This window comes from Vibrio splendidus, from assembly GCF_001557875.1.
Classification (GTDB): domain Bacteria; phylum Pseudomonadota; class Gammaproteobacteria; order Enterobacterales; family Vibrionaceae; genus Vibrio; species Vibrio splendidus_F.
The window spans coordinates 486,182-512,276 of the sequence record NZ_LNRF01000001.1; the positions used below are offsets into that span (position 1 = coordinate 486,182).

The following is a 26,095-nucleotide window of genomic DNA, read 5'->3' on the forward strand; positions in this document are numbered from 1 at the left end:
GTAGAGGAGAAGTACCTTGAAGTTAACGAATAAACTCGTACGTTACCCGCACATTGATGTTGATCGTGCGTTTGAAAAAGAAGCTGAATTATTGCAGCAAATTCAGGCGGGTGAGATTGGACAAGCCTTAATGCTGTGGCAAGCAAAAACGCCGACACTCGTTTTGCCCGCAGGAAAAAAGTGGCCAGTGACCGTAGAGTCTAGAAAGCAACTTGCGGCACAAGGCTGGCAACTCACCTCACGTAAAACAGGTGGTGCTCCCGTTCCTCAATTGCCGGGGATCATTAACCTATCGCACATTTACCATTGGCCTCGTGATGAAGCTTACAACATCCAAAAAGCGTATCTACATCTGTGCAATGTATTAACGCGATTTTTTAAGGAGCTGGGCGTCGATGTGGATGTCCATGCAACCCCCGGCTCTTATTGTGATGGTGACTACAACCTCAATATCAATAAACAAAAAATAGTGGGTACTGCGCAGCGTGTATTGCTTAAACAAGGGGGCGGCCAAATCGTCCTTTCGCAAGCCTGTATCTTGCTAGACGCTGATTTAGAGCACATCGTTGCCCCCGTGAACTTTTATAATCAAGTTTGCGGCAACCCAACCGTAGTGGATGCGCAGGTTCATACTCCGCTGTCTGCGCATTTGGCAACTCTCCCCAATGTAGACACTCTCTTTCAGCAGCTAAGCCAAGCTTTCATCAAGTACGCGTAATACTATGCGCTTCCAGAATTAGATGGAGCGACGTGCAACTTTTCTCCTAGCAACTGGTTAAGAACTTCCACTAATTTACGGTTTTTAGCGGGATTCAATGCATCGGTATGAGGGTCTTTGAATAACCCCGAATCATTATCAAAATAATTTCCTGATGCGTTGGCAAACTCATCAGACAGTGCCGCTCGACACAAAATATCAGCACCAATTCCTAAGTCGTTGCCATCTAATCCATATGCGTCTTTAACCAATTTACTCCCAAGAAATGAAGCCGGATTGACGGGAAGAATCGAAGGACCGTTAGACCCGAGTTGATGAGCTAAGTTGATAGACCACATCGTGAGCGCTAACTTGCTTTGCGCATAAATAGGGCCATCTAATTCTCCTGCTTTCGGACTGATAAGCGCTTCTAAATCTACGGTTGATTGGGCTGCTGAAGATAGGTTGACGATACGACCTGTCGCATCAAAAAGAGGGAGCAGCTTCTGTGTCAGTAGATAAGGCGCAATGGTGTTCACAACAAAACGTACATCAAGGTTGTCTGAGGTGGTGACTTCCGAAACCTTGTATACGCCAGCATTGTTGATCAGTATATCGAGTCGCTTGTGATTACTTTTGACTTGGGTGGCGAGCTTATCGACATCAGAGAGCGCCGATAAGTCTGCGATGTAGCTTTCGATGATTGCACTCTTAGAAAGGCAAGATAAAGCGGCCACGACTTTACTCACCTTGGCTGGATTTCGGCCATGAATTAGAAGGTGATGTCCTTGTTGAGTCAGCGCTTTGGCGGTCTCCAAACCAATGCCATCTGTGGCTCCTGTGATCAGAATTATTTTTTGCATATCCCTTCCTTAAAACAGAATACTAGCCACTTTTATAACAAAGTTTAACTGCGCAAAGTTTCTAGTAGTTCACAGGAACAACGCAAGAAGCGTACTTGTTAGTGATAGTTCAGGAATATACAAGTTGGTTTTTCATTGCTTTCACACATAATCATTAAAGAAATTCCATACGGCGATACCGACAGGTCCCAAGGCTTTGCTCTTTAGTTTGGCTACATAAACAGGCACATCCATCGTCTTTTGGGTATTCAACTGGATGAGCTTCTTTTCCTTAATTTCTTGCTCAACATCGTGCATTGGTAATCGCCCCCAGCCAAGCCCGCTGCGTATTAGTGATTTTTTTGTATTATGATCAGAGACATACCACTGAATACCATCTTTCACGATGCCAGAATCAGGGCTTGTTTTGTATGAAGATTTTACGACGACTTGTGGGTATGCTATTAGGTCGACTTGGCTGATATTGTCCTTGTCTGCCAAAGGAAAGCGATCCGAAATAAAGACCGGGAGTTCACAGTGGTCTATGCAGCGGTATTGCACTCTTGCATCCTGTATGAAGCCACCATAGATACCAATATCGACCAAGTCATCCAGCAACATCCGTTCTCCCGATGCGGTTTCAATGTCCAAATGAATAATCGTTTTTGGAAACTCTTGTTTAAGTCGCCCCAATAATTGCGTGACCTTGTCTATGGGAAATATCGCGCTAATACTGATGCGCAGTTCAGCCTCTACTTCACTATTCATCTGACGGGCAAACATATCAAAGTCACTGGCTTCATTAAGCAAATGCTGAATTTTATTGATTAATATTTTGCCATTGCGCGTCAATTCCGGTCGGTAGGTATCACGAGTAAAGATCTCAATCTGGTAATACTCTTCAACCTGTTTTACTGAATAAGACACGGCAGAGCGTGCTTTGAATAGGCGTTCACTGGCCTTACGAAAGCTGCCTTCCTGGTGAATCACGTTGATAACGTGTAAATGTTCTAATGCAATCATGGTCTAATAATATGACCGTTAAGGTCGAAAAGATATGCTTTTTTCGGTCGTTATTATTGAATAAAGTTAACTTCATCAATCGCACCCAATTATAAGCTCCCTTAACTAAAGGGCACTTATACCCAAATGAGCACATTGACGCTATTTGGATAGGTAGGGTGGTCAAATTATTAGGCCAGTGAGGAAATGGATATGAATCAGCAGATCCTTAGAACACCAGAGAGCGCGTTTACGAACCTACAGGACTACCCATATTCGGCAAATTATATGGATATTGATGGAATGCGAATGCATTACATCGACGAAGGTAAAGACAACGAAAAGACAATATTCCTATTGCATGGTCAACCTTCGTGGAGCTATTTATACCGACATATGGTGCCTTTGTTTGTTGAGGCTGGGTATCGGGTCGTTGCGCCAGATTTAATCGGCTTTGGTAAGTCCGACAAGCCTGCCTCTAGCGAGGCCCACTCTTACGGTAACCATGTACGTTGGATGACCAGCTTTGTGCGTCAGTTAGGGATCAAAAATGCCTCGGCTTTTATGCAGGACTGGGGCGGGATGATTGGTCTGAGAGTCTTAGCACAAGAGCCTGAGTGGTTAGAGCGACTTGTGGTTTCCAATACGGCACTTGCAGAAATGTCAGGACTTGAAAAATTCATGGTGCCCAAAGTGCTTAAGCTGATGGCAGCTTTGGCTGGGAAGCCAAGTGTCGAAAAATTTGCAAACAATATTAATTACGGGAATTGGGCTGGTTACTTTCGGCATGCTGATCAGCTAGAGATTGGCCAAATTCTTCAAACGTTAACAACGAGGCAATTAAGTAGAGCTGAGATGCTAGCTTATGATGCTCCATTCCCAACAGCAGATTACTTTGCGGGACCTAGGAAGATGCCGGAAATTGTTGCATCTGAACTCGATCAGGTTAACGCCGACTGGAAAAAACTCAAACAGTGGCATAAACCCGTTCTTACCTTGTTTAGTGACAAAGACCCATTCTTAGCTGATCAAGGCTACGACAAGAAATTTCAGGCGAACTTTAGTGGTGCGAAAGGACAACCCCACATCACTATTGAAAATGCATCCCACTTTTTGCAAGAAGACCAATCTCAGCAGTTGGCAGAAAACGTGATCAGCTGGTTAGAAAAAACGAACTATTAAGTAATCGGAGACAATATGAAAATTCTAGCAATTGGGGCAAATGGTGTTATTGGCAAGGCGGTCGTCAGTCTTTTACAACAAGAACATTCGGTAATAGCAGTTGGACATAGCTGGGGTGATTATACGGTAGATATTGAGAGTAAGACGTCCATTAGTGCTCTCTATGAGAAAGTCGGAAAAGTTGATGCCATTATTAGCATGGCGGGTAATGGTGAAATGGGTAGCCTGGAGGATATGCCAGAATCCGGATATCAAACCATTCTAAACAACAAAGTGATGGGACAAGTGAATTTGGTGCGTATCGGTTTGGATTACCTAAGTGAGGGGGGCTCGATTACGCTTACCTCGGGACAGGCTTCTAATCACCCAATGCCAGGTACGGCTGCTATCGCAATGGGAGTTGCTGCGGTCAATGCTTTTGTGGCTACGGCAGCGCTCGAGTTAAAGGATGGCAAACGCATTAATGTGGTGAGTCCAGGTATGGTGAAAGAAACCCTGGTTCAGTGGGGTATCGATAGCAGTAACGGAATAGCTGCCAGTGATGTTGCCACCTATTATCAAGCGACTATTTGTAGCAATAGAAATGGTGAAGTGTTTCAAGCGGTAGGTGGTAAATATGTCAACTCCTGATCTTAATAGAGCTAGCCCAGCATAAGCATACTTAGTTAGTTCACTATTTAGTGAGTTCTTGGGGATTTAGATTACCTGCTCTGCTCCAACAGGACTAGATATTCGATTCAGTGGCATTTTGTACTGGAGCTGTGGAGTTTAAGTATACTTTTTCTTAGCTGATAGCTTCAATTTAGAGTAAACGAACTAACAAACTTCTGTTCAACATTTGGATATGTTGAATTTGTATTCCGCCACGATATCAAGTTCTACCACTTCGGTTGTTTATCATCTGCTAGTCGGTACGTAGCAGAGACACCGAGAATTCGGGGGAAGTCATATCCCATATCAATTACGGTTTAGGTACCACCCAAACGGTCGAATTTTGGGTGCCTAAACCTATGCGATCATCCTAAACCTATGCGATCATCCTAAACCTATGCGATCATCCTAAGCCGTTGCTGCTGTCGTTACTATTACTGCCGTTGTAACTAGTATTGTTAATGATAGCTTCCCATTGGCGATAGGCTTTTATATTGACGTTAAAAATTCTAGAGCGCGCTGTTCATTAGTTCTGCATTCGCTAGTGGCCATCGTGCCGTGTTTGAGTTTGATTAAAGTCTCAGCACTCACCCTTTTAAATATCTGTTCATGGTCATATCGGCTTTCAATCAGTGTGGAAAGGTCAGTGTAAGAGGCCGGCGTGCTTTCTACTTGCTCGAATAATACGCATGCCTGCATGACTCCCATCATTTCTGATATGTCATCCTGTTCGCTGCTAAACCAGCTTGCTGAGGCTGTGAATGATGTTGTGATTAATGCTACTAGTGCCAGTTTTTTCATTGTTCAGTCTTCCATTGTATTAATCGGCTTTTGCCATATATAAGCGGTTATATCCCGCTTTGTGGTAAGTACCTGGTGTACGCACTATAAAAAGTATGGGAACGGAGGTTTTACCATTTTGTGCCATGTTGTAATTAATGCTGTTGGAAGAGTGGCTGGTCACTTTTAATACGAAATAAGCCTCAACCAATCGAATCGGTTGAGGCTTTATCGTTATTAGCCATCTTGCCTTTTTAGGCTTTGTTTGACGCTGTTATAGTTTTTATCGCTTTATCGCTTTATCGCTTTATCGCTTTATCGCTTGAGCGTTTAATGAGCGTGTACCGCTGAATCTTGGTATAGCTCTGCATCAACTTCTTCACCTTTGTTTGGACGCGGTACAATCTCAAAAGAGGTGTCAGCTTCTGTCAGTGAAGACAGCAGTTTGTTAAGCGATGTCTTATCACCTTTCACGCCTGCTTGTCCGTCTTCTAACAGTTTTCCAAGGCTTGTTTTCTTAAGCACGATATCAGACACATCAGACTTATTGATGATAAGTGTTGTATCCGCATCTCGCAGTTCTGATACTTGGATGTTGTTCAGGTTGCCGTTAGACATCTCAACGTAGTAGAACTCTTGCACATCTGGTAGCTGAATATTCAATGTAAATGGTGTTTCTTGCGCTTTTAGAGAATCCACTTTTACTGCTAAGTAATCGAGTAGGTTTTCAATGGTCATGTTCGCTAACACATCCGGAGATGCAGTCTTTGGTGCGCCCGGCTGAGTGCCAATACGAAGTTCTTGAGCGCCCGTTAGATAGATGTTTCTCCAACCTGCACCTTCTGATTGATAACCCAATTGCTCGTACGTATCTGCCAATAAGCCACGTGCAACTTTGTTCTCTGGCTCAGCTTGAATCACCTTATTGAGTGCTGTTGCAACGAAGCGGTATTCACCTTCTTGGAAATCTTGCTGCGCTTTTTCAATCACAGCGTCGCTGCCGCCCATGTACTCAACAAACTTCACTGACTCTGGCTTGATTGGTAATGGGTTTAGGTTAGCTGGGTTCATGTCGAAATAACCAAGGTACATGTTGTACACAGCGCGAGCGTTGTGAGAGTAAGTACCGTGGTAACCGTTGGTGTGCCAAGACTGTTGAATGCTGTCTGGCATTACCTTGTAAATCTCGTCGCCGATGTCTTGCAGAACCACACCATTGTTGGCTAAGCGAAGCGTTTGGTTATGAGTAAAACCGTAAGCGTCACGCTGCATTTTTAGGTAATCAGAGATCTCTTGTTCGCCCCAGATTGGCGATGAGTGAGACGCAAACAGCACCTCAGTATCTTCACCCCAAGTGACTAACATCTCGTTGATCTTCTTAGACCATTTCAAGCCGTCACGTACTTTAGCACCACGCAGAGTGTACAGGTTATGCATGCCTTGGTAGGTCAGTTCGCCTGTCCAAAGTGCTTTCATGCTCGGGATATACGTCACCATTTCAGAGGCCGCTTCGGTACCTGAAGCATCCATGAATTGCATTTCTAGGCCGTCGATAACCAGAGTTTCAATCTCTTCGTTATGGTTCAGCTCGTAGTCTGGCAGTACGTAAGTAATGCTACCGGTTGATAGACCTTTCGACAGTGCCGCATCAACAATACCGTGCTCGTGTCGGTTCAGAGTTGCGCCATATTGATAAGCGGTACGACGAGACATTGCATTACCCGCCAATACATTTTCGTCGACGATTTCTTTAGTAATGTTTTTCGAACCGTACACTTTTACATCTGGGTACGCGTCTTTGATTGCTCTTGCGCCACCAAAGTGATCAGCGTGCGAGTGAGAGTAAATCATTGCAACGACGGGCAGTTCACCGCCATCAGGCACATTGTTCTTGAAGAATTTGAGAGATTTAGCGGCCGCTTCTTTGGTAAGAAGAACGTCGTAAGCGATCCAACCGTTGTCACTGCGAATGAAAGAGATAGACGCTAAATCCGCACCTCGAACTTGGTAAACTTTACCCGGAACAACCTCATATAAACCTTCTGCCGCTTGGTTCAATACCGCTTGGCGCCAAAGCGAAGGGTTGACCGAATCAGGTGCTTGATCTGCATTCGTCACACTTGGGTCGATGAAGTTAAAGCTATTGCGAATGATGTCGCCCGTCTCTTGATCAAAGCTAGCAATCAGACCCTTGTTGTTATTGTCGAAAGCACGAGTGTCGGCAAAGTTAAGTGTTTTTGCGAACTCTTGGTTTGCTTTGGTCGTCATCTCGGTTGCGCTTTTGCCACCTTGGTCGCCAATTTCACTAAAGTGTGCGTGATCATGATTGGCTGCAACCGCAGGGAATGCGAGCGAGATAGCTAGGAACAGTGATGCATTTTTGAACGTGCGAGAAGTTGTCATAAGAGCCTCTTCATTTCAGAATTTTGTTTCGTTGAGATGATTATAGGAATAAGACATATAGCAAAAAATAAAGTAAGCTTTATTTAACACATCACGAACTGTTATGTGTTGTCTGCTTTATCAGTGGCATATTGAAGCCAACAGCTCGTCGTATGCTCGATGCGAGCACACCTAACATGGAGAGTGACTGTGAGTGATGTTGAAAAATTAGATCTGAATTTACTGAGCGTATTTTTGGAAGTGTATCGATTAAAGTCGATCACTTTGGCATCTGAATCACTTGGTATGACTCAGCCTGGAGTGAGTGGAGCCTTGAAGCGACTCCAATCTCAGCTTGATACTGATTTGTTTATTCGTGAAGGGCGAGGGATCATCCCGACTAATGCTGCGGTGCAACTGGCAAGCCGAGTGGAACCCGCACTCGAGGGGATCACCAGCGCTGTCAGTACCTTAAAGCAATTCGATAATCAGCAGCATCATGTATTCCGACTTCTAGTGAATGAGATCGGTTTAACCAAGCTTCAACCCCTTGTCGAACAAGATGAAACGCTGGGGAATATCTCAATTGAGTTCAATATGGTGCCGAACAACGAAGAAGAGCTTCTTCAGAGTTTGAGCATGCAGCAAGCCGACTTAGCGATCGATATCCACTACCCACAAGTGAATGGTTATATGAATCAGCAAGTGCTTGAGGACAAGTTAGTATTGATTGCTCGTAAGGGGCATCCAAGAATTGATGGTGCCGTGACCGAAGATCAGTATTACGATGAGAAGCATGTGACTTTTCGGATGCGTCGTTCTCGCCTCTATACGGCTGACTATTTCACCAAGAAGGCGATCAAACAGAGAAAAGTAAGTTCAGAGTGCGACTCATTAATGATGATGTGTGTGCTGGTATCAGGTTCTGATTGCGTCGGCAGTACTTCTCGTGATTTTGCAAACCAATTTGCGGAGCGATTCCAGCTTCAAGTTCTTGAGCAGCCATTTGAGGTGTTGCCGATGCAGCAATACATGATTTGGCATAAAAGAACCGAATCCAATCCAGCTCATCAGTGGTTGAGAAACAAAATTCAACAATATATGAAGAAGTCTGAGAACAGCTGAATTCAAAAGATACGCATGTAAAAGCGGCCTCTAAATGAGGCCGTTTCTGTATCTTCTCATTCCGCTTTTCGTTTTCGGTTTTGGCGCGCATTCTTAATCATCTGAACAGGGGATAAGCCAGTGACTAACATGGTGCCAGTGATAACTAGAATAGATCCGACAATGGTATTAATGCCGATTGCTTCGTCTAGGAACAAACTACCCCAAAGGATACCAAAAACCGGGACTAAGAAAGTTACCGAGAGTGCCGAAGGTGCGCCGAGTTCAGAGATGAGATTGAAATACAGTAGGTACGCTAATCCGGTACAAATCGCACCCAACAAGATCACCGATGTTGTGATTGTGAGGTCCGGTGCTTCTCTTATCGGAAAAAAGAAGACGAACGGCAATACGAGTAATACGGCTGCCCACATGCTGCCATGGGCGTTATTGAAGGCTTCAACTTTTGGTGCTGTTTTAGTGTAATTAGACGCGATGCCGTAGCTAAATGCGGCCATTACCGCGGCAAAAATGGGAACAATGGCTTCTTGGCCGATGTTTATCGCATCCCAACCAACTAACACGCCTACGCCAGTTACCCCAATACCTAATCCAAGTAATACCTTTCTTTCAAGTGCGGTTTTCGTCCATATCGCACCAATGATTGCCGCCCATATCGGTGCCGTAGAATTTAAAATCGCAAGGGTTGAAGCATTCAAAGTTTGAGCAGCATAAGCGAAACACAAAAAAGGAAGCGCGGTGTTAAACAAGCCAAGAATGAAAAAGTGCTGCGAATGAGTATTAAAAGAGAGCTTCCTTTTCAGATAAAAAGAAACCAAGAGTAGGGTGACTGCTGCGCACAGAACTCGCGCTTCAATTAGGACTGCTGGGCCCAAAGGGTTGGCTGCGATTCTCATGAAAAGAAATGAACCACCCCATATCGCAGCGAGGATAATTAGTTTTATAAAGCTCACAGCATGAACCTCTGAAGATGTAAAACACCGACTATGAATCAAAGCTAAGTATTACACAAACTTAGATCTTAACATTGGCAAATGTGGGTATAGGTTCGAGCTTTTAAATAGGAATGGATTTGATTGATTTCGTTCTGTTTATTGATCCTGGTTAGATGAGTAATCTAGCGTTAGACATCAAACTTAGGTGAACAAAATGAAGATTGAACACATTGCAATTTGGACCAAACAACTCGAAGTGTTGAAACGATTTTATGAAGACTATTTCGGCATGACATCGAACTTAAAATACCATAACCCAACTAGAGGTTTCTCTTCATACTTCCTATCTTTCGAAACAGGAAGTCGTCTAGAGATCATGGAAATGGACTCGGTTCCTGAATCGAAAGATGACCTCTATGATCAATTTACCGGCTTCATTCATATGGCGATTTCATTAGGCTCGGAACAAGCGGTTGATAAACTGACTCAACGTTTGGTTGAAGATGGTTATGAACGCTTAGATGGCCCAAGAAGAACGGGTGATGGCTATTATGAGAGCTGTGTACTCGATCCTGATGGTAATCGATTGGAACTTACCGTTTAATGTAGAGACTTAATTGGGTTACTCATCTACAAACGGGACTGAGGTATGACAATGATGAAGTGTGCAGTGACTTTCCTTTTTAGTCTTGGGCTTATGGGATGTGCTACCTCAGAACCGGTTTATGAACCAGAGACTGACTCTACGCCTGAACCATCACAGCCAATAGGCTACCTCGGTTTTAAAGCTCACCAAGAGTGGGCGATTCAATTTAACGACTGTACGGTCTATGATCTAACAGGCGCACAACCCTACCAGTGGTTTGATCACATTTCCGCCTCTGTAAGCTGTTATACGTTTAAGCCAAACGATGCTATCGAGCCTCTGTTGGTTTACTACTATGCTGACTTCAATAGTAATAAACTCACCCCGATTAATCGCTTTCAAGAGCTGCAGGTATCAGAGTCAGGTTGGGGCACCTTTCCTGCGGTCTATGAGACCAACGGCACCAATTGGCTGAAAGTCAAAGAGGGTTGGATTCACCTCACACTAGCCGATCAGACACTCGTCCAGTACTACCCAGGAACTCAAAACCAATCTGGCAAATCGCAGCATGATCAGTATTTTGAGCAGCATTGATGTCGGGATGCCATTTATCCCTATCGAATTGGTAGGGGAAATCGAGCCATGAATTATTGACCTTTCTTGAGTTTGATTACAAAAGGCATCATGGCACTGAAAACACCTTCATAAAACCAAGCGCCGTTGCGTCGGCTAATGGAATATTACTCTCGGTTAAGAAGCTAAAATAGAGTGCGATATACGCACTGGCTACGCAAAGGAACGGTTTATAGACATAACACACCTAATGGTTGTCTGAGTGTGAAATCTAAAGCCTACACTGCTAGACGGGTCAAACATGATGATTTGATTATTTTGATAAGAGGCTTGTACAGCGTTATTTGGAAGCTGAGGCGTTGAGTGCTGTGACTATTTCTAGAATTGATTCGAATTCAAATTCGGCGAAACATTGGCGTCTATCTTGGCTATAGGTGAAGTTGTATAAGTAGTTGAATATGGTACGCCAATGCTGCGACATCTGGTAAGAGATGGTCTTTTGATATTGGGTTGGTAGCCATTGAACTAGCTGGTTTAAGTAGTTTTGGTGCCATTCAATGCCGTTGAATTCAAGGTTCGGTTCTTTGCTTTCAGTTAGAGCGCATAGAGTGACATCCCAATAGCCACTTGGATATTGCTTGGTTTGGGTCGACCAGTTTTCTCCCCACCAACCAATACTCTTTTGTTCAATATCAGTCTCCGCATTGTTTTGCGAAGGTGTTGTGTATAGGTAATAAAGGTTGTAACGACCAGCCATTATACCTTGGGTAAGGTTGGTGATAGCGCCACCACGAATGAAACTCTCGTGTTCTAGAAAGAAGTCGAATCTGTGATGTTGAGGAAATATCTTAGACAAACTTATCCAATGGGCGTGTGCTGCATAGACGGGGCGAAGAACACTCCCTTCATTGGACTGACATTCTATTTGATGGGCGTAACCTAATTCATCAAATTTACTTCGAGAGAAAATCTTATCGTAAGTCTTTTGAACCGTTGCTAAAGGAGAGCTTGACCATTCATCAGTTGCTTCAACGAAGTCTAAGTAATAAAGCCCAGTAGGGCTGTTCCGTGTGTCATGTTGATAAAAGTTGTCATTGTCCAAAACATGGAAACCATACTGGCTATCGGTGGTCGACAGGTTCCAGCATTTTAGGGTGTTTCCTTTTCCTGAGCGCGATAAAAACGTAAAGCTTGAAGTATGCAGAGACACGCGGCTTTCGGTTTCGCTGAGATATTTTTTAATCAGCAGTTGATTGAACTGTTGCAGCAACTGAGCCAACTGTTTTAGTCGTGCGTAGAACAATTTGCTATTGAGTTGAGATAACCGTTGAAGATCTTTAGGTGAAACGCCAGAAGTGAGCAGCGTTAACAAAGGTTGCAGTTTGCTACTAGTCTTGTGTGGATTGAGTAGGCTGAACACCGTTGAGCATTGTTTGCATTTAACACGCGGTGTGTCGATCCTTGTGCTCCCATAGGCGCTGGTTTCGGTGTGTTTTAAGCAAGTAGGACACTCAATATCAGCTAAGCGGAGTTGATTAGTTTCGATTTGCTTCGCTAAAGCGAGGATCGGCTCGTTTTCCAGTATCGGAGTAAATGCCCCACACAAGGGGCATTTATAAGACGCGAAGCCTAATTGATCGCTGCGCTGATAAAGGCTTAGATCAGGATTAGCTAGGTTAAAACAGTTATATGTTTTACAGCAATTGAACTGAGTTCTCATGAGCGTTGTACCTGCTAACCCCTGATACATATTTTATGACGTTGGTTGTTGGATATCTTTATTACTGACGACTTACATCGACTTGACGACCAAGTTCAGGAACTGTGATGTTTTTGCGTTCTTGGAAACCTTCAATTAGTACTTGCATGACCGGGTCTCCGTTCGATAGTGTTTCGCCTTTATTAAATACAGTGTAACCATCGCCACCACTGGCCGCGTATGAATACGTCGCAACTTTGTACTTCTGATTCTTGGTAACGGGCTCGCCGTTGATACTCAAGCTAATCAAACGCTTCCCTTCCGGTTGTGTACTGTCGTAAGTGGCTTTGATCCCTGAGAATTGCGCCAGACCGTAAGGTAATGTGTAGCTGTATTCAAGCAGCTCTTGAACGTTGTCACCCGTTAATTCAACCACAGTTAGTGTGTCAGTAAACGGGAAAAGGTTCATTACATTTTCACGAGTGACAGCACCCGGGTTTAGGTCAACACGAAGGCTGCCTGAGCTGATCATCGCGATGTCAGCTTGGCCTGCATCTTTCATCAAATCAGCCACAAGGTTACCAATATTCGACTCTCGATAGTAACGGCGTGATGCGGCTTTATCTAGGGTAGAAAGCTGATCTGCTAATGTTGGGTGAGCATCGCGAATGTTCTGAATCAATGCGTAAGTTGCTTCGTCACGCTCTAATTTGGCAGATTCAACGGGAATCAATTTTCCGCCTAAGAATGTCACATCATGCTTTTCGGTATCGACGGTAAATTTGGTGTAGCCAAGGTGCATGCCTTGACCAAAGGTTAAGCCGATAACGGTGCCTGTTTTTGGATGAACGACTGGTTCAACTAAACCATTATCCGAGTGACCACCGAAGATGACATCCACTCCCTTAAGTTTGCCTGCCATTTCGTAATCTTCATCAAATCCGCGCTGAACTTCTGCGTCGGCTTCTTTATCGGTTTGCATTGGAGCCGTCTTGTTTTGGTGCGTTAATACCACGATCATGTCGACATCATCGCGGATCTTATCAGCCCATTTTTGAGCGATTTCTGTCGGGTCTTTGATGGTTAGCCCTTTACGGTTTCCTTTCCACATTGTGTTGTAGAACGCATCTATTCCCATGACACCAATCACGCCGATTTTAACACCATCACGTTCAATGATTGTGTATGGCTGAGCAAACATTGAGTCAGAAGCTTCATGGAAGATGTTCGCGTTGAGCACTGGGAAACTTGCACGAGGCATGGTTTCTACCAATGATTTCCAACCGTATTCAAATTCATGATTACCCAGTGTAATTACGTCATAACCCATTGAGCTATAAAGATCGAAAGGCAGCTTCCCTTTCGACTTTTTAGAGAGTGCGCCCGTATAAATATCACCAGCGTCTAATAGAAAACTGGTTTCTTCCTCAGCTTGAACGTTTTTGATTAACGTCGCCAAGTAAGGGATACCGCCAATCAGCTCAATGTCATCATTCCAGAACGCGTCTACGGGTTCGTAAACACTTTCAATATCGTTGGTATGAAGCAGAGTGATCTCTTTTATTTCGGCTAAGGCTGGCATTGAAGCCACTGTCGTTAATACGGAGACAGCAAAGCATAAAGGTTTCATTTTAAGGTTTTTCATAGCGTGCTCATGTCAGTGAAGGAAACGTTTGCCATTTTAGTGAGCGCTAGTTGGATGAGTGTGCGCCAAAGCACAGTCTTTGGTATAGATTGTTCTTAGAAAGTAAGGAATTACCGTTTGAGTTGGTTTTTGGTTAAAGGAGTCAAGTTGTCAGATGTGACCTTAAATCCCCCCTTAGCTTTGATCAAAAAAAGATCAAAAAGGTATTGCTGAAACCGGTTTCAATCTGTATCTTTGTTTTTATTGAAATCGGTTTCAGAGTTGAAGCCACATCTCTAATCCTGATCTTTTTCACGAATAACTTGTAGCGAGTAATGGTATGAACAACGAATTTCCGAACGATTTTTTATGGGGCGGTGCAGTAGCAGCGCATCAGTTAGAAGGCGGCTGGGATGCGAATGGTAAAGGTGTCAGTGTTGTTGATGTATTAACAGCGGGCGCTCATGGGGTACAGCGTCGAATCACTGATGGTGTGATTGATGGCGAAAACTATCCAAACCAAGTCGCAGTGGATTTCTACCATCGTTACAAAGAAGACATTAAGTTATTCGCTGAGATGGGCTTTAAGTGTTTCCGCACCAGTATCGCGTGGACACGTATCTTCCCAAATGGCGATGAATCTGAGCCGTGTGAAGCGGGTTTAGCGTTTTACGATGATCTGTTTGATGAGCTGTTAAAATATGACATTCAGCCTGTGGTAACACTGAGCCACTTTGAAATGCCTTACCATCTAGCTAATGAATATGGCGGCTGGATGAATCGTAAAGTGATCGATTTCTTTGTTAAGTATTCAACTACGGTGATGGAGCGATACCAGCACAAAGTTAAATACTGGATGACGTTTAACGAGATCAACAACCAGATGAACACCTCGGCAGACATCTTCGGTTGGCTGTGCTCTGGCGTGAAGTTCCCACAATGCGAAAAACCGCAAGAGGCGATGTATCAAGCGGTTCACCACCAGTTTGTTGCGAGTGCGCTGGTGGTTAAGAAAGGTCATGAGATCAACCCAGATCTTCAGATCGGTGCAATGTGTGCGATGGTACCTTTCTACCCTCGTTCTTCAAAGCCAGAAGATATCATGGTGGCACAGCAAGCGATGCGTGATCGTTATTTCTTCTCAGATGTGATGGTTCGCGGTCATTACCCAAGCTACGCAAAACGCGATTGGGCTATCAAAGGCTTCAATATTGAAATGCAGCCAGAAGATGAGCAGATCCTAAAAGAAGGTAAGGCCGATTACTTAGGCTTTAGCTACTACATGTCGAATACATTGGATTCGTCTTCTCACCAATCGACAGAAGAAGCGATGGACGGCGGTCATGAAAACTCGGTCGATAACCCGTTTATCAAGTCGAGCGATTGGGGCTGGCCAATTGATCCAACAGGTTTGCGTTTCTGTTTAGCGTCTCTGTATGAACGTTATGAAGTGCCATTGTTCATCGTTGAGAACGGTTTTGGCGCTGTTGATAGCATTGAAGAAGATGGCAGCATTAATGACGACTACCGCATTGCTTACCTTGGCGACCACATCAAAGAGATGAAAAAAGCCGTTGCGATTGATGGCGTTGACTTGATGGGCTACACCCCTTGGGGCTGTATCGATTTGGTGTCGTTTACTACGGGTGAGATGAAAAAACGCTACGGCTTCATCTACGTAGATAAGCACAACGATCAATCTGGCTCACTAGAGCGCAAGCGTAAGAAGTCGTTCGAGTGGTATAAAGGCGTGATTGCATCTAACGGTGCCACTATTTAGAATGCGTTTTGTTGCGTCGTTACGCGCAAACTGAATTAACATTAAATTAGTCGGCCTATGTCGGCTAATTTTTTATATGAGGAAAAGAAGCGAATGGTCACAATGCTTGATGTCGCGAATCGCGCAGGGGTATCTAAATCGACGGTTTCTCGTGTCTTAAATGGCAAGAATATCGTGCGCCCTGATGTGGTGAAAAAGGTATTTGATGCGATTCAAGAAACGGGCTATCGACCAAACTTGTTAGCTCAGCAATTGGCGACCAAGAAGACCAACTTCATCGGCTTTGTTATCACCAATGAGTTGTTCAACGGCCCTTACTTTTCTTCCTTGATGTACCACGCGGCTTCATACAGTGAAAAGTCGAATCACCAATTGGTGATCACCGATGGTAAACACAGTGCTGAAGACGAAAGAAAGGCGATCAATTTCTTACTTGATATGAAATGCGCGGGCATCATCATCTATCCGCAATGTCTAACAGAAAGCGAGATAGCTCAGATCATCGAAAGCACGGATACACCGATTCTGGTGCTCAACCGTGAAATGCCTTCGAAGCCTGATCACGCGATCACTACAGATCACTATCAAAGCGCTTGTTTGATGGTTGAACACATCATCGAGCAAGGTCATACAGAGATTGCGGTCATTCGTGGTAAAGCAGGGTCGTCGACCGATGAGCAACGTTATCAAGCTTACCAAGATATGCTCACTCAGCATGGTATTGAGCTGAACGAGTCTAGTGTGGTTCAAGGCGATTGGACGATGGAGAGTGGTTACTGTGCCGCGCAAGCTTTAGTGGAAAGCAAAGCAAGCTTCACTGCTATCTTGTCTGAAAACGATGACATGGCGATTGGTGCGATTAAGGCGTTAACTGAGCTGGGATATTCATTACCTCAAGATATCTCTATCGTCGGTTTTGATAACAGCAAAGTGGGCGAGTTTTTAACACCAAGCTTAACCTCTGTCAGCGTACCGCTGGAGCAGATGACGCAAAAAGCGATTCTGCAAATCGTTGGAGATTCGGAACAATCAGGTGCCATCGACACTACTGGCAGCCTTGTAATTCGGGATTCAGTTGCTCAGCGTACCTAAACGAAAACACATCAATTTCATACTGGTCTTTGCTTAATAACAAAGGCTTTTTTATTGGCGTCATCTATGTGTTTCGTTTGTTGTGCATGAATTTTAATGGGTCGTTCACTACAAATCGTGACAGGAAGCGCATCTCCGTAAGACTCTTAAAACCGCTCTTATTGTGAGAGGGAAAGATATGCGATATTGCGTTTTTTGGTCGATGAATTGACCATTACTGGGTAAGTAGTGTGGAAATAGGTAAATAACGTGAAAACAGAAAAACAGAAAATGTTGGCCGGAGAGCCTTATTTAGCATGGGATGAAGAGCTGTACGCGGAGCGAATCGAGTGTCGTAAGGTTCTTCAAAAGCTTAACAACAGTATTCCAGACAGTGACGAATGGCGCTCTGCAATTGACACTCTAATTCCTGATTCTGAAGGCGCTTATTTAGAGCCACCATTTCGTTGTGACTATGGTTCAAACATTAAGCTGGGTAAGAACTTTTATGCCAACTTTAATTGCGTCGTTTTAGATGTGGCAGAAGTTACGATTGGCGACAATGTGTTGTTTGCTCCGAATGTACAAGTGCTTACGGCAGGTCACCCATTGGATGTGAAGAGCCGCGTCGCTGAAGGCGTTGAGTTCGGTACGCCAATTTCGATTGGTGACAATGCTTGGATTGGTGCAGGTGTGATCATTTGCCCGGGCGTGAACATAGGCAAGAACAGTGTGATTGGCGCAGGTAGCGTGGTGACCAAAGATATTCCAGACAATGTGGTCGCGGTCGGTAATCCATGCCGAGTTTTGAAGCCAATTGATAATGAATAGTAGAACAACCAAATAGACAAAGCCCGAACCTAGATTCGGGCTTTGTTTTTTCTATTCTAGTGAGGTGTTAGCAGGGACAGTTTGCTGATCTAGTTTCTTGTCTCGAACACCACTGAATCGAGTTAATACAGTAGCGAGTCAATGCTGTGTTCTAAAAGTCATCCTCGGTATCCAAGCGTATCTCCGCGTTTATTGATTTTATTCAGCCTAGGTTAAACCTTTGATTCACTGTTAGACGAAATTAATCTTGCTATTTATTATTACCAATATGTAATAATCATTATCAAAAATATGGGATTATCAAATTGGATGGTCGCACCTATACTAGCCTCAACAAAACGAGAGAGCGATGACAAACAAGCTCAACGTTGACTGACTAATATAGGAAATATCACATGACTATCGAAATCAAACCTGGTCAAACTCATATCCAATCTAAAGCTATGGTTGCTTGGAAAGCTGGTGAGCCGCTAAAGCGTGAAACGGTTGACGTTGAACTGCCAAAGGCTGGCGAAGTACTTGTTCGTATCGTTGCTACTGGTGTTTGTCACACTGACGCATTCACTCTTTCAGGTGACGATCCAGAAGGCATCTTCCCTTCTATCCTTGGTCACGAAGGTGGCGGTATCGTTGAAATGGTTGGCGAAGGCGTAACAAGCGTTGAAGTCGGCGACCACGTTATCCCACTTTACACAGCTGAGTGTGGCGAATGTAAATTCTGTAAGTCTGGTAAAACTAACCTTTGCCAAGCGGTTCGCGAAACTCAAGGTAAAGGCCTAATGCCAGATGGCACAAGCCGTTTCTCTATCAACGGTGAGCCAATTTTCCACTACATGGGTTGTTCTACTTTCTCTGAGTACACTGTACTTCCAGAAATCTCACTAGCGAAAGTAAACAAAGAAGCCCCTCTTGAGGAAGTTTGTCTTCTAGGTTGTGGCGTAACCACTGGTATGGGTGCGGTACTGAACACAGCTAAAGTTGAAAAAGGTGACACAGTTGCTGTATTCGGCCTAGGCGGTATCGGTCTTTCTGCAATCATCGGTGCTCGTATGGCGGGTGCAAGCAAAATCATCGGTGTTGATATTAACGAGAGCAAATTCGAGCTAGCAAAACAACTTGGCGCGACTGACTGCATCAACCCAATGAACTACGACAAGCCAATCCAAGACGTTATCGTTGAGATGACAGACGGTGGTGTTGATTACTCATTCGAGTGTATCGGTAACGTAAATGTGATGCGTCAAGCTCTTGAGTGTTGTCACAAAGGTTGGGGTGAATCAGTTGTAATTGGTGTTGCAGGTGCAGGCCAAGAGATCTCAACTCGTCCGTTCCAACTAGTAACAGGTCGTGTATGGCGTGGTTCTGCTTTCGGTGGTGTTAAAGGCCGCTCTGAGCTTCCAGAAATCGTAAACCGTTACATGGCGGGTGAGTTCGGACTACAAGAGTTCATCACTCACACTATGGGTCTTGAAGACGTAAACGAAGCATTCGAACTAATGCACAAAGGTGAGTCTATCCGCACTGTTCTACACATGGATAAATAGCCTTAAATCTTAAACCTCATCTGGTTTTCATAAAGTCCGTTAGATTGAATCTCTAACGGACTTTATTTTTTCCTAGGCACACTTTACCAAGGAATATTTTTATTAAAGGTTGTTCCCTTTAATAAAGGTATCTGAATTGTCCTACAGGGTTACTGGAATCATCCTTATGTTGACCAAACTTCGCCACTCTCTACCTCTTCAACTAATGCTCGCTGCATTGCTTGCTTGGTTTCTCGCACAACTTATTTCTCCAACATCTGATGTAACCCAATCGGGTTGGTATCAGTTTTTAATGCTTGGCAAAACTACCTATATCGGCTTGCTAAAAATGGTCGTTGGGTTAGTGGTTTTATTCTCGTTACTGCAAGGCATAACAAGCATTGGTTCGATAACTCGATTGAAGAAAATTGGCCGCAATACGGTGCTTTTCTATAGCTTCACGACGTTGATAGCCATCTCTTTGGGCTTGGGTGCTTCACTGCTGTTGCCTGCTTGGGAGCCTTTGACCAGTGTTGCTACGATTGGAGATGATGTTCAGCTTATAAGCGAAGATGCGGCAGGTGGCGCTGCGATTGCTAGCAAGCTTTTTAGTATGGCACTCGTGAACCCGGTAGCGGCCTTAACCAATGGTAACTTGCTCGCGATTGTCGTGTTCTCATTCATGCTGGGTATTGCTCTACTTTCTTCATTGCCAGAAAAACATCCGATTTTTGAGGTGCTTAATGGCTTGAACAAGAGCATCAATACCATTGTTGGTTGGATCATTCGTTTAGCTCCACTCGCGGTTTTCGCCATTGTTTTCGATTTTACGGTGCGTGGTGGTGAGTCACTGTTTGAGCAATTGGCACTATTTGCTTTGCTCGTGTTTGTGCTGACTTTGATCCACGGGGCGATTGTACTGCCGACCATTGCGAAGGTGATGACTGGGATTCGTCTCAGCACATTATTCAAAGGTATCTCTGCACCGATGGCAATGGCGTTCGCAACGTCATCAAGCTCTGCTACATTGCCACTGGCGATGCAGAGTGCAGAAGAAAAACTCGGTGTATCGCAAAGTACGAGTAGCATGGTGCTGCCACTGGGTGCAGTGATGAATATGGATGGCACGGCACTTTTTGAAGGTGTTGCGGCAATCTTCTTGGCTCAACTATTTGGTGTTGACCTCACTACCTCTGGCTTGGTGATGATTTTCATTATGGCGATGGTCTCTTCTGTAGGTGCTCCGGGCATGCCATCTGGCTCGATGTCAGGCATGCAGCTTGTTCTATTGGCGGCAGGTATCCCACTTGAAGCGATAGCGATCTTACTGATCATTGAGCGACCGCTGGATACATTCCGTACTGCGGTCAACGTAGAAGGTGACATGATTGCCGCATTGGTCGTGGATAAATGGCAGAAACAACAAAAGACAGTGTTTGAACCTGCACTGAGCGAGTCTGTAGCTTAGAGAATACCAAGTTCAATGAAAAAGCCCGTTCAGGTGTTCTGAACGGGCTTTTTATTGTTTGTTAATGTGTGCAGTCAGTGACTAACCGATTTTCGTCATCTCATTGAGAGTGAACGACGCCACACAACCTTCGGTTGCAGCCATGTACTCAGCGAGATGAGTATTACCCATGTGCGCTTGCCACAGTTCACGTGATGTCCAGTTTTCGTAGAACGTGAAATGCGCAGGATTTTCATTGTCTTGGTGTAGGTCGTAGTTGATGCTACCTTCTTCAGCGCGAGTGATATCAATCAGCTTTAGCAACTCTGCTTTAACCAGTTCAACTTTGTCTTCGTTAGCGACGATGTTTGCAATGATAGTCAGTTGAGTCATGTTCGTTACCTATATATTTGATTCACCGAAGTGGTGTTGTTCTTTGTCACAGGGCGCTTTGTTTATCTAGCTCGTCTGTGTCGATGGATAAATAATAGTAGGGATATTCAAAACGATAAACCGCGCGCAGTTAGAATAATTATCAAAAATTATTTGATAATAAACTTAGGTTTACAGTCTTTCGGGTATGGGCTAAAGAGTATTAAAACCCGCCAGCCCAAGCATCAAAATCATCAATATTGTCGAGTTCTTGTTGGCTTCTTGGAGCAGGGTAATAAGGCAGAGCCAATCTTTGAGCGGAAGGTTGCAGTTCCCAATCGGGCGTAATTCTGAGTCGGGTTAACTCATCGTTGAGGCGCACAAACATATAGTAGCCGTCGCTGTGAGTATTGGCGTAACTTGCTATTGTGGCGATATCTCCAGTAGGCAGTTTTACATCTCGGCCAAGTGGGTAGAGCTGATGAAGCGCGAAGCTCACTTTCGGGTCTTGCAGCTTGCCTTGTTTAAAGCGTTCTAAGCCAATGGCGGTAGAGGTCGTGCGAGGCTTCCAGCCTGTGAGGAACAAGCCACTCAAGCTATCTTGGAACGGTTTACCCTTTCGATTACCTTCATTGCTAATGAATTGAACCGTCAGTTTGTCTCCTGATTCTTCCAGAATTTCTAAAAACTGTTCACCAGTACGATCGACTAAAAGCTTCATAAGGCATAAATACCATTAAGAATGAGATACGATCAATGGTACTAATTTTGGGTAGTGTTGTGTAGGAGCGAGCAACCCGGTATTGCAAGTGTCGTGTCAAGATTGCTGTATTTATAATGTATGTGTCGAGGGTGAATACGCCGAGAGCAATTAGCCCTCGGCGCATTTATGAATTGACAGTTAAAACCTGTGGTTCACTTAATACGGAATTAGCTTAACTCGTCCTCAACGTATTGAAGACAAAATGACTGAGCATGATCATCAATGTTGACTTGCTCGTTACCTCTTAACTCAAGGTACAGTGTGACAGCTTGTTTGAGTGCAGGGATTAACGCGTCGCGTTCTGGCATTGCGACTGTTTTTACGAGTGCTTGTGCAAACTCAGGCAGTCGCTCTTCAATTTTCCTAACACCAGATGGCGTGAGCCCTGCTTGCTTTAGCGCCAGCGGCGATAGAACGTTTTGACGAACGAAAGAGAGAAACTCAACCGTTTCGAAGTATTCGCCACGAGCTATCTTGGTTGCGGCATAGTGCGTCCAAATCCAAAAACGATCTTCAATCCATTGCGGGTTTGGTTGTGGGTAGCGTGGTTCCGCACTGCTGAATACATCGGTTAATAAGCTATCTCGCTCCCATAACACCAGGTTGTTATCAACTCGAATTGCTGCATCTGGCAGAGAGACAAATTTGAAATCAACGTGCACAGGTTCTGGGCCAAATATCGACACAATTAAACGTGGTTCACCAACATGTTCACCCGTGAAGGCCGCGACTTTACCTCCAATGCTATCAAGAATGTTGAACCGTTCTTGCATTACGCTTTCATAGTCGGCTGGGTTGACCGCGATAACAAAATCTAAGTCGCTGTATTTGTCCATCGAATCAGCGCCAAAGGAGCCACTTGCGGCAATGCCACATATACGAGGATCTTGAGACAAGACATCAACCACTTTGATGAGAAGTGCTTTGTGAGGTGCTGGAAGAGTGCTTGGGTAGTTCATATTTTACCTATCTTAACAAGTTAGAACTGCAGTGCAGCTAGTGCGGCAAAATCAACGCAGCATTACAGAGTGTCAATGTCGGCTTAGCTTGTCAAATACTAGCTTGTCAATAATTCGCTTGTGAACAAAATAGATAGTGGCTTTGAGGTGAGAGCTGCGGTTGCAGACTTTAGATTTCGTAAGTCATGATGAGCCAACTCGATTTTGGCTCATCAGCATCGATCATTTAAATGGTTTAAAGCTTACGCAAGTAGTGAGTGGTTACGATCTCATCAAGGTAAGTGGTGACACTTTTCAGCGTAAAGTCGAGAGGAGAGACTAAGTCACCAAATAGCGGAGCGCCTCCACCAAGAACGACAGGGAGCGTCGAGATAATCAGTTCATCAACCAGATCTTCTCTCAGAAAGTTTTGAATGGTCACACCGCCATCAATATACAGATTGTTAAGGCCTTTGCTGTTGAGGTCTTCGATGATCTGAGTGAGTTTGCCCTTTATCAAGAACACTTTACCTTCAACCTCTTTAGGTACTTCCGTCAACGTGTTGCTCAATACATAAACAGGTTTTGTGTAAGGCCAATCAATACCGAAGCTCAGCACCATATCCATTGTATTTCGGCCCATTACCAAAGCATCGATACGATCGATATGGGCGTTGTACCCCATGTCATCACCCTCTGGATTTGGGATGGCTTGTAGCCAATCTAGACCACCGTTTTTGTCTGCAATGTAACCATCAAGACTCGTACCGATAAAGACAATATTTGACATTGTTAACTCCGAAATTGAACAGGAACTTGGCATTTACACTGTATTAAATTAAAATATTCTACAGTGTAGAAAATTAAGTTTAAGAGGTGGTGTTATGACTGTCAAGGCTCAAAAGCGAGGTCGACCAAAGAGTGGATCAAGCCAACTAAGTGCCGAAAAGATCTTAGATACGGCAAAGTGCATGATGCGTGAAGGCGGTAAAGTGCCGAGTATCAGAGGGTTAGCCAAAGAGCTTGGTGTGGATGCGATGGCGATATACCATTACTTCAAAAACAAAAATGATCTATTGGAATCGATCACTGTCTCTTTAGTCGGAGAAGTGGCGCTGCCTGAGCAAAACCAAGTGTGGCAAGAGAATCTTTATCAGCTTAGCGTGAGTTACCTGTCGGTGTTGAATGACTACCGTGGGCTGCTTGAAACTCTACTAACGATGAAATCGCTTGGGCCTGTCGAGGTGTTTAGTGAACGCTTTGAAGCGGTGTTGAGCCCGCTGAATCTCACATCAGAGCAAACCGAAGACGCCCTTCATTTGCTAGTGGACTATTTGCATGGTTATGCGCTTGCATTGAACTGTAACCCAGATAGAACAGAGATTACGGTTGAGATAGTGAGAAAGCCTTTAGGTCTTTATTGTTTGGGCATCGAACAACTGAAATCATCGTGATCTTGCCGCACAGTTTGATAGCCAGATCGTGAGCTTTGGGGATGTATTCTCCACGATGGAGCAACTAAGTTTTATTTATACTGGATAATTACCTATAAATTTCTGGATTTAGCAGTAATAATCAATGAATAAACCCGAATAGCTTGATAGTTGTAAAGTTGTCGAGGCTATTCTCAAAGACGTCATCGTGAAAAGGAAGTCAGACACATGCCTGTGCTCCAACGCATCAGTTTAATCTTAATTTTAGCCGCTATTCTGGGCGGTTGTTCTTCATTACCAGAAGGCATTGACCACCCTGCAGAACCGTACACCTCTTATGGACCAAGCACTTTGTCGGTTTTGGCAGATGAATATCAACCCGCATCAGAGCAGGCGACGACCGCCGTTCGTTTACAAGAATCCGGTTGGGATGCTTTAGCGCAGCGATTGGCGTTGGTTGAAAGTGCAGAGTACACCATTGATATTCAATACTACATCTGGAACTCCGATGAATCGGGCAGATATCTCGCTAGCCGTTTATTAGCAGCCGCTGATCGTGGTGTTAAGGTTCGAGTGATGTTGGATGACATCAACCTCAATGAGCGTGAAGGGCTATTATCAGCACTCGATGCTCACCCGAATGTCGAGATCCGCATCTTCAACCCAACACCAACGCGCCGTGGTTTCAGTAAGTGGTTGAGCTTCCTTGGCGACTTCTCTCGCTTAAACCGCCGTATGCACAACAAGTCGTTTACCGTAGATGGCACCTTGTCTGTGGTTGGTGGACGTAATATTGGTGATGAATATTTCGATCTTTCTGATGAAATCAACTTCCGAGATCGTGATGTATTGGTGATGGGTACCGTCGTTACCACTATCCAAACCAGCTTTATTGAGTATTGGGACAGCCGTTGGTCTTACCCTGTCGATATGTTAGGTGACGAGGAACAACCGGATCTTTCAAAGATTGACGATATAACCGTTCCAAAATACAAAAACTACCCAGAGTTACCATTAAATCGTGAAGCGGCAGATAGCCTGCTGAAAGAGGCTCTAGATGAGATGACTTGGGTGAATGCTCGTTTTGCTTATGATCGTCCTGTGCCTGTTGATTCAGACAATACTGATGAACCTAAAGCAACGGCGGTTCTGCTAGGTCAGCTAGCCAGTGAATCTAAACAAGAGATCTTACTTGAATCGGCCTACTTGGTATTCGATGATGGTCAATTAGATGAGTGGCAAACGCTGAATGACGAAGGCGTTGAGATAAAGGCACTGACTAACTCAATGGCGTCAAATGACTTGGTTACTAACCACTCTGCCTACGCGGGCAGACGCTACGATATGTTAGAGCATGGCATCGGCCTGTTTGAGCTAAAACCAGATTCCAAGTTGTGTGAAGCATCTACCCAAGACGTGTCTAAGTGTGCGCCAGAGACGGCTTATGGTCTGCATGCTAAATCAGTGGTATTTGACCGCAGTATTGCGAGTATTGGTTCATTCAATTTCAACCTGCGCTCGACTTACCTAAATACGGAGTCTGTGTTAATCATCGAAAACAAAGCGATTGCTGAAACGCTAGCTGAAACTATCGAACAGGCGATGAGCGAAGATAACAGTTGGCGCTTGGAGCTAGAAGATGGTGATGTGTATTGGTACTCAGGTGAGCAAAGCTGGGACAGCGAACCAGAAACCGGCAAGTGGGAACGCATGCAATCAGGCTTCCTACAGCTTCTCCCGATAGAGAAATATCTATAATAAAATCAGAACCATAGAGAATAAAAATGTCAGCGCATAATACGCTGACATTTTTGTTTATGGTGATTGAAACTGAGCTTTTTATCTGAGCTAGGTCTTGA

Annotated in this window: 24 protein-coding genes and 1 pseudogene; 13 read left to right on the top strand and 12 right to left on the bottom strand. The window is 44.4% G+C overall.

All coding sequences use genetic code 11. From position 1 onward, the window contains the following. Positions 1-16 precede the first annotated feature (16 nt). A complete protein-coding gene (locus ATB74_RS02120; RefSeq protein WP_061016209.1) occupies positions 17-718 on the top strand; it encodes a lipoate--protein ligase family protein in 702 nt (233 codons plus the stop codon). 2 nt (positions 719-720) lie between these two features. Here the strand turns inward: ATB74_RS02120 and ATB74_RS02125 are convergent, their stop codons facing one another. Then, positions 721-1,560, bottom strand: a complete 840-nt coding sequence (locus ATB74_RS02125; protein WP_061016210.1) for an SDR family NAD(P)-dependent oxidoreductase — start codon at positions 1,558-1,560, stop codon at positions 721-723. Between the two features lie 141 nt (positions 1,561-1,701). Beyond that, positions 1,702-2,562 (bottom strand): LysR family transcriptional regulator, encoded by an 861-nt coding sequence (locus ATB74_RS02130; RefSeq protein ID WP_060980700.1) that lies wholly within the window; start codon positions 2,560-2,562, stop codon positions 1,702-1,704. A 192-nt stretch (positions 2,563-2,754) separates the two neighbouring features. Here ATB74_RS02130 and ATB74_RS02135 point away from each other — a divergent pair, with 192 nt between their 5' ends. Both ATB74_RS02135 and ATB74_RS02140 read left to right on the top strand, forming a co-directional pair. Next, on the top strand, positions 2,755-3,723 hold the full coding sequence (locus tag ATB74_RS02135; RefSeq protein WP_061016214.1) for a haloalkane dehalogenase: 969 nt from the start codon (positions 2,755-2,757) through the stop codon (positions 3,721-3,723). 15 nt (positions 3,724-3,738) lie between these two features. After that, positions 3,739-4,353, top strand: a complete 615-nt coding sequence (locus ATB74_RS02140) for a short chain dehydrogenase (protein WP_060980698.1) — start codon at positions 3,739-3,741, stop codon at positions 4,351-4,353. A gap of 510 nt (positions 4,354-4,863) precedes the next feature. Here the strand turns inward: ATB74_RS02140 and ATB74_RS02145 are convergent. Next, positions 4,864-5,175, bottom strand: coding sequence for a hypothetical protein (locus ATB74_RS02145; protein WP_060980697.1), 312 nt, complete (start codon positions 5,173-5,175; stop codon positions 4,864-4,866). A 309-nt stretch (positions 5,176-5,484) separates the two neighbouring features. Next, a complete protein-coding gene (locus ATB74_RS02150) occupies positions 5,485-7,557 on the bottom strand; it encodes an alkyl/aryl-sulfatase (RefSeq protein ID WP_061016216.1) in 2,073 nt (690 codons plus the stop codon). A gap of 189 nt (positions 7,558-7,746) precedes the next feature. Here ATB74_RS02150 and ATB74_RS02155 point away from each other — a divergent pair, with 189 nt between their 5' ends. Next, positions 7,747-8,661: a LysR family transcriptional regulator gene (locus tag ATB74_RS02155; RefSeq protein WP_061016218.1), complete on the top strand. Its 915-nt coding sequence runs from the start codon at positions 7,747-7,749 to the stop codon at positions 8,659-8,661. A gap of 56 nt (positions 8,662-8,717) precedes the next feature. On the opposite strand, the gene ATB74_RS02160 is transcribed toward ATB74_RS02155, so the two are convergent. Next, positions 8,718-9,614 carry a DMT family transporter gene (locus ATB74_RS02160; RefSeq protein ID WP_061016220.1) on the bottom strand — a complete coding sequence of 299 codons (897 nt, stop codon included), beginning with the start codon at positions 9,612-9,614 and terminating at the stop codon, positions 8,718-8,720. Positions 9,615-9,810: 196 nt separating this feature from the next. Here ATB74_RS02160 and ATB74_RS02165 point away from each other — a divergent pair, with 196 nt between their 5' ends. Beyond that, the gene (locus ATB74_RS02165; RefSeq protein WP_061016224.1) at positions 9,811-10,200 is read left to right on the top strand and encodes a VOC family protein; all 390 of its coding nucleotides are present in this window, start codon (positions 9,811-9,813) and stop codon (positions 10,198-10,200) included. A 51-nt stretch (positions 10,201-10,251) separates the two neighbouring features. Further along, complete coding sequence (locus ATB74_RS02170) at positions 10,252-10,776, top strand: hypothetical protein (protein WP_061016226.1); 525 nt, start codon at positions 10,252-10,254, stop codon at positions 10,774-10,776. 94 nt (positions 10,777-10,870) lie between these two features. On the opposite strand, the pseudogene ATB74_RS24365 reads toward ATB74_RS02170, so the two are convergent. From ATB74_RS24365 to ATB74_RS02180, 3 genes and pseudogenes are all read right to left on the bottom strand, one after another. Beyond that, positions 10,871-10,963 (bottom strand): annotated as a pseudogene (locus tag ATB74_RS24365) (EamA/RhaT family transporter); the annotation flags it as partial. Positions 10,964-11,095: 132 nt separating this feature from the next. After that, a complete protein-coding gene (locus ATB74_RS02175; RefSeq protein WP_244270898.1) occupies positions 11,096-12,175 on the bottom strand; it encodes a hypothetical protein in 1,080 nt (359 codons plus the stop codon). 361 nt (positions 12,176-12,536) lie between these two features. Continuing rightward, complete coding sequence (locus ATB74_RS02180) at positions 12,537-14,099, bottom strand: bifunctional metallophosphatase/5'-nucleotidase (protein WP_061016228.1); 1,563 nt, start codon at positions 14,097-14,099, stop codon at positions 12,537-12,539. 319 nt (positions 14,100-14,418) lie between these two features. Between ATB74_RS02180 and ATB74_RS02185 the strand changes: the two genes are divergently transcribed. The 5 genes from ATB74_RS02185 to ATB74_RS02205 all read left to right on the top strand — a co-directional run bounded on the left by ATB74_RS02185 (position 14,419) and on the right by ATB74_RS02205 (position 20,751). Next, positions 14,419-15,858: a 6-phospho-beta-glucosidase gene (locus tag ATB74_RS02185; protein WP_061016230.1), complete on the top strand. Its 1,440-nt coding sequence runs from the start codon at positions 14,419-14,421 to the stop codon at positions 15,856-15,858. A 93-nt stretch (positions 15,859-15,951) separates the two neighbouring features. Further along, a complete protein-coding gene (locus ATB74_RS02190) occupies positions 15,952-16,950 on the top strand; it encodes a LacI family DNA-binding transcriptional regulator (RefSeq protein WP_061016232.1) in 999 nt (332 codons plus the stop codon). A gap of 249 nt (positions 16,951-17,199) precedes the next feature. Continuing rightward, entirely contained in the window at positions 17,200-17,760 is a 561-nt protein-coding gene (locus tag ATB74_RS02195; protein WP_061016234.1) for a sugar O-acetyltransferase, read from the top strand. A gap of 395 nt (positions 17,761-18,155) precedes the next feature. Continuing rightward, positions 18,156-19,304, top strand: a complete 1,149-nt coding sequence (locus ATB74_RS02200) for an S-(hydroxymethyl)glutathione dehydrogenase/class III alcohol dehydrogenase (protein ID WP_017631496.1) — start codon at positions 18,156-18,158, stop codon at positions 19,302-19,304. A 166-nt stretch (positions 19,305-19,470) separates the two neighbouring features. Next, entirely contained in the window at positions 19,471-20,751 is a 1,281-nt protein-coding gene (locus tag ATB74_RS02205; protein WP_061016235.1) for a dicarboxylate/amino acid:cation symporter, read from the top strand. A gap of 81 nt (positions 20,752-20,832) precedes the next feature. Here the strand turns inward: ATB74_RS02205 and ATB74_RS02210 are convergent, their stop codons facing one another. The 4 genes from ATB74_RS02210 to ATB74_RS02225 all read right to left on the bottom strand — a co-directional run bounded on the left by ATB74_RS02210 (position 20,833) and on the right by ATB74_RS02225 (position 23,626). Beyond that, positions 20,833-21,123, bottom strand: a complete 291-nt coding sequence (locus ATB74_RS02210; protein WP_061016236.1) for a putative quinol monooxygenase — start codon at positions 21,121-21,123, stop codon at positions 20,833-20,835. A 202-nt stretch (positions 21,124-21,325) separates the two neighbouring features. After that, complete coding sequence (locus ATB74_RS02215; RefSeq protein WP_061016237.1) at positions 21,326-21,823, bottom strand: hypothetical protein; 498 nt, start codon at positions 21,821-21,823, stop codon at positions 21,326-21,328. Positions 21,824-22,032: 209 nt separating this feature from the next. Then, complete coding sequence (locus tag ATB74_RS02220; RefSeq protein ID WP_061016240.1) at positions 22,033-22,824, bottom strand: oxalate:formate antiporter; 792 nt, start codon at positions 22,822-22,824, stop codon at positions 22,033-22,035. A 235-nt stretch (positions 22,825-23,059) separates the two neighbouring features. Continuing rightward, complete coding sequence (locus tag ATB74_RS02225; RefSeq protein ID WP_155645117.1) at positions 23,060-23,626, bottom strand: dihydrofolate reductase family protein; 567 nt, start codon at positions 23,624-23,626, stop codon at positions 23,060-23,062. Between the two features lie 61 nt (positions 23,627-23,687). Between ATB74_RS02225 and ATB74_RS02230 the strand changes: the two genes are divergently transcribed. After that, positions 23,688-24,257, top strand: a complete 570-nt coding sequence (locus ATB74_RS02230) for a TetR/AcrR family transcriptional regulator (RefSeq protein ID WP_061016244.1) — start codon at positions 23,688-23,690, stop codon at positions 24,255-24,257. A 207-nt stretch (positions 24,258-24,464) separates the two neighbouring features. Beyond that, positions 24,465-25,994, top strand: a complete 1,530-nt coding sequence (locus ATB74_RS02235; protein ID WP_061016246.1) for a phospholipase D family protein — start codon at positions 24,465-24,467, stop codon at positions 25,992-25,994. Positions 25,995-26,095: the final 101 nt, after the last annotated feature.

What these genes read in the sequence shown, in the direction of transcription:
- ATB74_RS02130 (WP_060980700.1), bottom strand. Translation starts at nt 2,562, where the DNA reads ATGATTGCATTAGAACATTTACACGTTATCAACGTGATTCACCAGGAA.
- ATB74_RS02190 (WP_061016232.1), top strand. Translation starts at nt 15,952, where the DNA reads ATGGTCACAATGCTTGATGTCGCGAATCGCGCAGGGGTATCTAAATCG.
- ATB74_RS02210 (WP_061016236.1), bottom strand. Translation starts at nt 21,123, where the DNA reads ATGACTCAACTGACTATCATTGCAAACATCGTCGCTAACGAAGACAAA.
- ATB74_RS02180 (WP_061016228.1), bottom strand. Translation starts at nt 14,099, where the DNA reads ATGAAAAACCTTAAAATGAAACCTTTATGCTTTGCTGTCTCCGTATTA.
- ATB74_RS02165 (WP_061016224.1), top strand. Translation starts at nt 9,811, where the DNA reads ATGAAGATTGAACACATTGCAATTTGGACCAAACAACTCGAAGTGTTG.
- ATB74_RS02225 (WP_155645117.1), bottom strand. Translation starts at nt 23,626, where the DNA reads ATGCCAAGTTCCTGTTCAATTTCGGAGTTAACAATGTCAAATATTGTC.
- ATB74_RS02230 (WP_061016244.1), top strand. Translation starts at nt 23,688, where the DNA reads ATGACTGTCAAGGCTCAAAAGCGAGGTCGACCAAAGAGTGGATCAAGC.
- ATB74_RS02140 (WP_060980698.1), top strand. Translation starts at nt 3,739, where the DNA reads ATGAAAATTCTAGCAATTGGGGCAAATGGTGTTATTGGCAAGGCGGTC.
- ATB74_RS02235 (WP_061016246.1), top strand. Translation starts at nt 24,465, where the DNA reads ATGCCTGTGCTCCAACGCATCAGTTTAATCTTAATTTTAGCCGCTATT.
- ATB74_RS02150 (WP_061016216.1), bottom strand. Translation starts at nt 7,557, where the DNA reads ATGACAACTTCTCGCACGTTCAAAAATGCATCACTGTTCCTAGCTATC.
- ATB74_RS02215 (WP_061016237.1), bottom strand. Translation starts at nt 21,823, where the DNA reads ATGAAGCTTTTAGTCGATCGTACTGGTGAACAGTTTTTAGAAATTCTG.
- ATB74_RS02170 (WP_061016226.1), top strand. Translation starts at nt 10,252, where the DNA reads ATGATGAAGTGTGCAGTGACTTTCCTTTTTAGTCTTGGGCTTATGGGA.
- ATB74_RS02145 (WP_060980697.1), bottom strand. Translation starts at nt 5,175, where the DNA reads ATGAAAAAACTGGCACTAGTAGCATTAATCACAACATCATTCACAGCC.
- ATB74_RS02135 (WP_061016214.1), top strand. Translation starts at nt 2,755, where the DNA reads ATGAATCAGCAGATCCTTAGAACACCAGAGAGCGCGTTTACGAACCTA.
- ATB74_RS02185 (WP_061016230.1), top strand. Translation starts at nt 14,419, where the DNA reads ATGAACAACGAATTTCCGAACGATTTTTTATGGGGCGGTGCAGTAGCA.
- ATB74_RS02200 (WP_017631496.1), top strand. Translation starts at nt 18,156, where the DNA reads ATGACTATCGAAATCAAACCTGGTCAAACTCATATCCAATCTAAAGCT.
- ATB74_RS02125 (WP_061016210.1), bottom strand. Translation starts at nt 1,560, where the DNA reads ATGCAAAAAATAATTCTGATCACAGGAGCCACAGATGGCATTGGTTTG.
- ATB74_RS02220 (WP_061016240.1), bottom strand. Translation starts at nt 22,824, where the DNA reads ATGAACTACCCAAGCACTCTTCCAGCACCTCACAAAGCACTTCTCATC.
- ATB74_RS02205 (WP_061016235.1), top strand. Translation starts at nt 19,471, where the DNA reads ATGTTGACCAAACTTCGCCACTCTCTACCTCTTCAACTAATGCTCGCT.